The sequence below is a fragment of the Pseudonocardia sp. SID8383 genome, assembly GCF_009864975.1.
GTDB lineage: Bacteria > Actinomycetota > Actinomycetes > Mycobacteriales > Pseudonocardiaceae > Pseudonocardia > Pseudonocardia alni.
The window spans coordinates 1-7398 of the sequence record NZ_WWFY01000244.1 but is presented as its reverse complement, the minus strand read 5'-3'; the positions used below and the strand labels follow the sequence as shown (position 1 = coordinate 7398).

General features: G+C 74.0%; 9 protein-coding genes. 5 read left to right on the top strand and 4 right to left on the bottom strand.

The annotated features are described in order from the left end of the window. Together GTW08_RS05955 and GTW08_RS05950 are read left to right on the top strand one after the other, a co-directional pair. Positions 1-1310: AMP-binding protein (locus tag GTW08_RS05955; RefSeq protein ID WP_161151538.1), on the top strand; the 1310-nt coding region annotated here is incomplete at its 5' end. Between the two features lie 5 nt (positions 1311-1315). Continuing rightward, a complete protein-coding gene (locus GTW08_RS05950; RefSeq protein ID WP_237453574.1) occupies positions 1316-1969 on the top strand; it encodes an RraA family protein in 654 nt (217 codons plus the stop codon). Positions 1970-1978: 9 nt separating this feature from the next. Here the strand turns inward: GTW08_RS05950 and GTW08_RS05945 are convergent, their stop codons facing one another. From GTW08_RS05945 to GTW08_RS05930, 4 genes are read right to left on the bottom strand one after another with little or no spacing between them, the layout of a single operon-like run. Beyond that, positions 1979-2131, bottom strand: a complete 153-nt coding sequence (locus tag GTW08_RS05945) for a hypothetical protein (protein ID WP_157818307.1) — start codon at positions 2129-2131, stop codon at positions 1979-1981. 57 nt (positions 2132-2188) lie between these two features. Further along, entirely contained in the window at positions 2189-2929 is a 741-nt protein-coding gene (locus GTW08_RS05940; RefSeq protein ID WP_202416451.1) for an HAD-IIA family hydrolase, read from the bottom strand. A 46-nt stretch (positions 2930-2975) separates the two neighbouring features. Further along, a complete protein-coding gene (locus GTW08_RS05935) occupies positions 2976-3791 on the bottom strand; it encodes an Fpg/Nei family DNA glycosylase (RefSeq protein WP_073575574.1) in 816 nt (271 codons plus the stop codon). 12 nt (positions 3792-3803) lie between these two features. Then, positions 3804-4274, bottom strand: coding sequence for a ribose-5-phosphate isomerase (locus GTW08_RS05930; protein ID WP_073575573.1), 471 nt, complete (start codon positions 4272-4274; stop codon positions 3804-3806). Between the two features lie 18 nt (positions 4275-4292). Between GTW08_RS05930 and GTW08_RS05925 the strand changes: the two genes are divergently transcribed. The 3 genes from GTW08_RS05925 to GTW08_RS05915 all read left to right on the top strand — a co-directional run. Then, positions 4293-4967: a DUF429 domain-containing protein gene (locus GTW08_RS05925; protein ID WP_073575572.1), complete on the top strand. Its 675-nt coding sequence runs from the start codon at positions 4293-4295 to the stop codon at positions 4965-4967. Between the two features lie 16 nt (positions 4968-4983). After that, entirely contained in the window at positions 4984-5838 is an 855-nt protein-coding gene (locus GTW08_RS05920; protein WP_073575571.1) for an MBL fold metallo-hydrolase, read from the top strand. A 473-nt stretch (positions 5839-6311) separates the two neighbouring features. Then, the coding region (locus GTW08_RS05915) for a glutamate--cysteine ligase (protein WP_161151537.1) at positions 6312-7398 on the top strand (1087 nt) is incomplete at its 3' end.

The window sequence follows — 7398 nt, the reverse complement described above, 5'->3', positions numbered from 1 at the left end:
CCAGGGCGTTCGCCGACCGCGGGGTGCGGCGCGGGGACCTGGTGTCGATCGCGCTGCCGAACAGCGCCGCGCACCTCGAGAGCTCGGTCGCGGCGTGGAAGGTCGGCGCGGTGCCGCAGCCGCTGTCGGCCCGGCTGCCCGCCGCCGAGCGCGACGCGGTGCTCGCCGTCGCCGCGCCGGCGCTCGTCGTCGACACCCCGGTCGACGCCGGCTCCTACGACGACGGCCCGCTCCCCGACGTCGTCGGGCCCAGCTGGAAGGCCCCCACCTCGGGCGGGTCGACCGGTACCCCGAAGGTGATCGTCGCCGGTCAGGCCGCCTGCGTCGAACAGGTCCTGGCCCGCGCCGACGGGCTGCGCATCGACCGCGACGGCGTCTTCGGCTGCACCGCGCCGCTGCACCACAACGCGCCCTTCATGTTCACGCTGATGGCGTTGCTCCAGGGCCACCACGTCGTGCTCATGGGCCGGTTCGACGCCGCCCGCGCACTCGCGATGATCCCCGCGTACGGCGTCACCTGGCTCTACGCGGTGCCGACCATGATGAGCCGGATGCTGCGCCTGCCCGACGCCGACTGGGCCGCCTGCGACACCGGGAGCCTGCGGACCGTGCTGCACGTCGGCGCGCCCTGCCCGCCGGAGGTCAAGCGCGGCTGGATCGACCGGGTCGGCGCGGAGACGGTGTTCGAGATCTACTCCGGCACCGAGTCGCAGGCCGGCACCGCGATCGACGGCCACGACTGGCTGGCCCACCCGGGGTCGGTCGGGCGGGTCACCCGCGGCGAGATCACCGTCCGCGACGACGACGGCCGTGAGCTCGGCCCCGGTGTCACCGGTGAGATCTGGATGCGGTCGGGCGGGGCGCCGACGTACCACTACCTGGGCGCCTCCGCCCACGAGCGCGACGGCTGGGAGTCGCTCGGCGACATGGGCTCACTGGACGCCGACGGCTACCTGTACCTGGCCGACCGGCGCTCGGACATGATCCTCGTCGGCGGCGCGAACGTGTACCCGGCGGAGGTCGAGGCGGCGCTGACCGCGCATCCCGGGGTACGGGACGCCGTCGTCGTCGGGCTGCCGGATTCCGACTACGGGCACGTCGTGCACGCCGTCGTACAGGCCGAACCGGGCATCGAGAACGATCTTCGCGAGTTCCTCGACGGGCGTCTGAGCAGGGCGAAACAGCCACGGAGCATCGACGTCGTCGACCACCCGCTGCGCGACGACGCCGGGAAGGTGCGCCGCTCGGAGATCGCCGCGCGCGCCGCGGACGCTCGACGGCGCGCAACGGCGGACGGTGCGACAGGATGACGTCCATGACCGACCTCCTGGACCGTCTGCGCGAGCTGCAGGTGTCCGCCATCTGCGACGCCGACAAGTCGCTCCCCGTGGTGGACCCCGCGATCCGGGCCCTGGTGCCGGACGTGTCGATGGCCGGGCCCGCGGTGACGGTGTCCTGTGTGGACGACCACCTGCCGATGTTCGCTGCGCTGTCCGCGGCCCGCCCCGGCTCGGTGCTCGTGGTCGCCGGAGGGGGTGGTCACCGCGCCGTGTCCGGTGAGCTGTTCGCGACCGAGGCGAAGCGGCGCGGGCTGGCCGGGATCGTCGTCGACGGGCTGGTCCGCGACGTCCGCGGGCTGCGCGGGATCGGACTGCCGGTGTTCGCCCGCGGGACCTGCCCGGCCTCGGGCAGCACGAGCGACCCGGGCACCGTCGACGAGATGGTGTCGTTCGGCGGGCTCGTCGTGAGCCCGGGCGACCTGGTGTGCGGCGACGACGACGGCCTGCTGATCGCCGCGCCGGACCGGCTCGCCGAGGTCGTCGACGCCGCCGAGGGCATCGAGGCCGCCGAGCGCGCGCTGGTCTCGGCCATGCGCAACGGCCACGACCTGCACTCGCTGACCACGGTCGTCGAGCACGTCGCGGCGCTGCGCCGGGGCGAGCCCAGCGCACTGGGGTTCAAGGTCTGAGCGGGCCGCTCAGGCCGCGACCGAGTCCCAGCTGAACTCCTCGGTCATCGAGCCGGGGCAGTCCGGGCACGGGACGGCGACGCCCGCCGTCTCGTCACCGGGGAGCTCGGCCTCCGCGCCGCAGCCGGCGCACCGCTGCCAGGACACCAGTTCTCCGTACATGTGTTCGAGGGTGAACCACATCGGTGTAGTTCGCAACCCCGCAGGTCCGGGGGCGGATCAGACGTCGTCGATCAGGTCCGCGACCGAGGAGACGACCCGCGTCGGGCGGAACGGGAACCGGTCGATCTCGTGCTCCCTGGTGATGCCCGAGAGCACCAGCACCGTGCGCATCCCGGCCTCCAGTCCGGCCAGGATGTCGGTGTCCATCCGGTCGCCGATCATGACCGTGGACTCCGAGTGCGCGCCGAGCCGGTTGAGCGCGGCCCGCATCATCAGCGGGTTCGGCTTGCCGACGAAGTACGGGTCGACCCCGGTGGCCTTGGAGATCATCGCGGCGACCGAGCCGGTCGCGGGGAGGATGCCCTCCGGGGACGGGCCGGTCGCGTCGGGGTTGGTGGCGACGAACCGGGAGCCCCGCTCGACCAGGCGCATCGCGGTCGCGATCGAGGAGAAGCTGTAGGTGCGGGTCTCGCCGAGCACGACGTAGTCGGGGTTGCGGTCGGTGATGACATAGCCGATGTCGTGCAGCGCGGTGGTCAGCCCGGCCTCGCCGATCACGTAGGCGCTGCCCTGCGGGCGCTGCTCGCCGAGGAACGCGGCGGTGGCGAGCGCGGAGGTCCAGATCGACTCCTCCGGCACGTCGAGGCCGGTGGCCTGCAAGCGGTAGCGCAGGTCTCGGGGGGTGTGGATGCTGTTGTTGGTCAGGACCAGGAACGGGACGCTCTTGTCCCGCAGCCGCGACAGCAGCGTGTCCGCACCCGGGACGATGCTGCCCTCGCGGACGAGGACGCCGTCCATGTCGGTCATCCAGCACTCGATCGGCTTCTGCTCCACGGGTCCGACCCTAGACCTGCGACGGTTGGCAGGCCGGGCACCAGAACAGGTTGCGGTTCTGGTGCTCGGCGTGCCGTACCGGCGTGCCGCAGACGAGGCAGTCCATCCCGGTGCGGCGGTAGACGTAGACCTCGCCGCCGTGGCGGTCCTTCCGTCCGGCCTGACCGCGCCGGCGCGGGTCGTGCTCGGGACGCACGGTGTCGATACGGCCGGTCCGCACGCCGTCGCGCATGAGCACGACGAGGTCGGCCCACATCGCGTCCCACGTCTCCCGGTCCAGCGACCGGCCCGGGAGCTGCGGGTCCAGGCCGTGCCGGAACAGCACCTCGGCGCGGTAGACGTTCCCGACGCCGGCCAGCACCTTCTGGTCCATCAGCAGCGTCGCGAGCGGGCTGCGCGAGGCCGAGATGCGGGCCCAGACCGTGTCCGGGTCGGCGTCGGGACGCAGCGGGTCCGCTCCCAGCCGGGCCCGCAGGGCGCGGGCCTCGGCCGAGGTGAGGAGCTCACAGGCGGTCGGGCCGCGCAGGTCGGCGTAGTGGGTCTGCCCGACCAGGCGCATCCGCAGCTGCCCGACCGGTTCCGGCGCGGGCAGCGGCTGTTCGACGAACGTGCCGTACAGCCCGAGGTGGACGTGCACGACGCGGTCGCGGCCGTAGCGGTGGAACAGGTGCTTGCCGTGGGCCTCGGCCCCGGTCATCACCTCACCGTCGAGCAGCGCCGCAGAGGCTCCGAAACGGCCCTGCGGGCTGGACACGCCGACCGGCCGGCGCACGAACAGCTTCCGGTGCAGCCGCGCCAGCCGGTGCAGCGTGTGTCCCTCGGGCATCCCGGCTCCGGGTCAGGACGCGGGAAGCTCGATCTCGCCGGTCCGCTCGTAGTCGAGGACCTGGTCGATGCGCCGCTGGTGGCGCGCGTCGCCGGAGAACGGGGTGGCCAGGAAGGCGTCGACGATCGCGACGACCTCGTCGAAGCTGTGCTGCCGCGCGCCGACACCGATGATCTGGGCGTCGTTGTGCTCGCGGGCGAGCGTCGCGGTGGCCTCGTTCCACGCCAGCGCGGCGCGGATGCCCTGCACCTTGTTGGCGGCGATCTGCTCGCCGTTGCCGGACCCGCCCAGCACGATGCCGAGGGACTCCGGGTCCTCGACCACGCGCCGCGCGGTCTCGATGCACCAGGCGGGGTAGTCGTCGAGGGCGTCGTAGGTCGGAGCCCCGACGTCGATCGCCTCGATCCCCTGCTCGGTCAGGTACTCGACGAGCTTGCCCTTGACCTCGAAACCGGCGTGGTCACTGCCCAGGTAGACGCGCACGGGGCACGATCCTCCCCCATGCGGATCAGCGGCGTGGACGGGGTCCCGGGTGGCTGGGTGGTGTGCGTGCTCTCCGGCAGCGGACGGACACGTGAGGTGACGTGGACGGTGGTCCCCGACGCGGCGTCGGTACTCGCCGCGACGGCCGGGTGCGACGCCGTCGGGATCGACATCCCGCTGTCGGTCCCGGCCGGTGCGCAGCGCCGCGAGGCCGAGATCCTCGCGTCGGCGCGGCTGGGCCGGGCGCGGTCCTCCCTGTTCCCGACCCCGCCCGCCCCGGTGCTCGACGCAGGCTCCTACGACGAGGCCTGCGCCGCCGCCCAGGCCGTCACGGGGAAGAAGATCAGCCTGCAGACCTGGTACATCGTCGGGAAGATCCGCGAGTTCCAGCAGGTGCGGCTGCCGTCGTCGGTGGTCGAGGCGCACCCGGAGCTGACGTTCCGCACCATGGCACCGTCGCGTGCGTTCGCGGCGAAGAAGACCGCGCGCGGGGCGGGCCAGCGGGTCGCGGCGCTGTCGGAGTGGGTCCCCTCCGCCGCGTCGCTCGGTGACCTGCCCACCGCCGCCCGGCTCGACGACGTCCTCGACGCGCTGGCCTGCGCCTGGACCGCGGAACGCGTGGCCCACGGGACCGCGGAGCTGCTCGGCCCGGGAACCGACGCCCTGGGCCGGTCCACCGCGATCGCGGTCTGAGCGCGAGGATCACCGGATGGACGGGCAGCGGTCGGGCGGGCAGCGGTCGGACGGGCGCTGGCTCGAGCTCGCCGACGGGGTACTCGCCCGCCGGCACCACGAGCTCGACCTGACCACCGGTCTCGTGCTCGGCACGTCCGCCGCCCTGGTCATCGACACCCGCGGCGACACCGCCCAGGGCGCCGAGCTCGCCACCGCGGTGCGCGCGGTGACCGCCCTGCCGGCCGTCGTGGCCCTCACCCACGCCCACTTCGACCACTGCTTCGGCACCGCCGCGTTCCCGGGCGCCCCGGTGTACGCCCAGGCCGGCTGCGCGGGTGCACTGCTGGCGACGGCCGCCGCCCAGCGCGCCCACTGGTCCCGGCACTACCGTGACGCCGGGAGCGCCGGCAGCTCCGGGGGATCCGGCAGCTCCGCCGCCGCGACGGCCGACGCGCTCGCCGCCACCGTCCCGGTCCTCCCCGACCGCCCGGTCTGCCCCCGCCCGGCCTCCGTGCACACGCTCGACCTGGGCGGACGCGTCGTGCAGCTCGTGCACCCCGGCCCCGCGCACACCGGACACGACCTGGCGGTGCACGTCCCGGACGCGGGCGTGCTCTTCGCCGGGGACCTGCTGGAGAACGGGGCGCCGCCGTCGTTCGGGCCGGACTCCTACCGCCGCGACTGGGCGGCCGCCGTGGGGCTGCTGCTCGACGTCGCCGCAGCCCCCGCCGCCACCGGGACACGGGTGTTCGTCCCGGGGCACGGCGATCCCCTGTCGCCCGACGAGGCGGCGGCACAGCACGCGGACCTGCTGCGGATCGCCCGGGCGGCCGAGGCCTCCGCCGCCGTGGTCCCGGGTGCTCTCCCGGAGAACTCGCTCGACCGGTAAGCGATTCCACGCGCCGAGCGTCTGCCGACCACCGCGTGTCGGCCGTGCAGGCCGAGCCGTGAGCCGGTGTTCCCCGATATCGGGGTGGGCACGGTTCGCTCTACGAATCCGCTTACCCGGTAAGCGAGTTCACGGATCCTCTGCCCGCGGCAGCGGTGATCGGCCGCAGTGGTCGGCACACGTCACCCGTCCGGTCGAGCCCGCCGTGATGGGGCCGCGCCGGTGCCGGACCGCGGTGGGACGCCCATCGGCGTGGCGAGGTTCGACGAAGCTGCGGGCCCGCGCGCGGCGGCCGGCGGACATGGGCGGCTCCGTGGGGTCGGCAGATCCGGACACGCTGGAGAGAACAGCCGGTGGGAACTGGTCCGGACAGACGTCCGGATACCGCCGTACGGACCACCGGACGGAGTGGCGTCGGGCGCGATCGTCGCGGGACACACGGACGTAACAGCGGACACCTAGCGTCACCGGCCGTGGGGAACGTGCCGCTGGTGGGGGTCGAGGAGGAGTTCCACGTGGTCGGCCTGGCCGACCGCCGGGCCGCGCCCGACGCGGAACGGTTGCTGGAGCACCTGGACGGGGCGGAGTTCTTCCCCGAGCTGCAACGGTCGCTGGTCGAGACCAACTCGCCCGCGACGCCGTCGCTGGACGAGCTGCGCACCCACGTGCGACGCCTGCGTACCCGGCTGCGCGAGGCGGCCGAACCGCTGGGGCTGGGTGTGGTCGCGGCCGGGACGGTGCCGCTGGTCGACCTGTCCGGCGACGACATCTCCGCCGGAGCCCGGTACGAGCGGATGCAGCACGAGTACCAGATGCTGGTGCGCGAGCAGCACATCTGCGGGGTGCAGGTGCACGTCGACGTCCCCGACCGCGACACCGCCGTGCAGGTCTCGCGCCGGGTCTCCCCCGCCCTGCCGACCCTGCTCGCCATCACCGCCAGCTCGCCGTACTGGCGCGGCCACGACACCGGCTACGCCAGCTACCGCAGCATGATCTGGCAGCGCTGGCCCACCGCCGGGCCGCCCGGCGACGTCACCACCGCCGCCGAGTACGACACGATGATCGACGAGCTCATCGCGTCCGGGACGATCAGCGACGCCGGGATGCTCTACTTCGACGTCCGACCCAGCGCACACCTGCCGACCGTCGAGCTGCGGCTGTGCGACGCCTGTCCCGACGTCGACGACGTCGTGCTGGTCGCGGGTCTGTTCCGCGCGCTGGTCGGGCGGGCCCGCGCCGACACCGAGGCGGGCAGGCCGCTGCCCCGCGCCCGGTACGAGCTGCTGCGTGCGGCCGGGTGGCGGGCCGCGCGGTCCGGGCTGGAGGGCGACCTCGTCGAGATCGGCCGGGCCCCTGCCGGTCCCCCGACGCTGAGCTCCCCGTCGGTGCAGCTGCGCGCGCTGGTGGAGGACCTGCGGCCGTGGCTGGAGGAGGTCGGCGACCACGAGCAGGTCGCCGAGCTGGCCGAGGGCGTCCTGGCCCGCGGATCGGGCGCGGCGGCGCAACGGCGCGCGTTCGGGCGTCGCGGGTCGCTGACCGACGTGGTCGACGAGCTGCTGG

What these genes read in the sequence shown, in the direction of transcription:
- GTW08_RS05920 (WP_073575571.1), top strand. Translation starts at nt 4,984, where the DNA reads ATGGACGGGCAGCGGTCGGGCGGGCAGCGGTCGGACGGGCGCTGGCTC.
- GTW08_RS05945 (WP_157818307.1), bottom strand. Translation starts at nt 2,131, where the DNA reads ATGTACGGAGAACTGGTGTCCTGGCAGCGGTGCGCCGGCTGCGGCGCG.
- GTW08_RS05925 (WP_073575572.1), top strand. Translation starts at nt 4,293, where the DNA reads ATGCGGATCAGCGGCGTGGACGGGGTCCCGGGTGGCTGGGTGGTGTGC.
- GTW08_RS05940 (WP_202416451.1), bottom strand. Translation starts at nt 2,929, where the DNA reads ATGGACGGCGTCCTCGTCCGCGAGGGCAGCATCGTCCCGGGTGCGGAC.
- GTW08_RS05950 (WP_237453574.1), top strand. Translation starts at nt 1,316, where the DNA reads ATGACCGACCTCCTGGACCGTCTGCGCGAGCTGCAGGTGTCCGCCATC.
- GTW08_RS05935 (WP_073575574.1), bottom strand. Translation starts at nt 3,791, where the DNA reads ATGCCCGAGGGACACACGCTGCACCGGCTGGCGCGGCTGCACCGGAAG.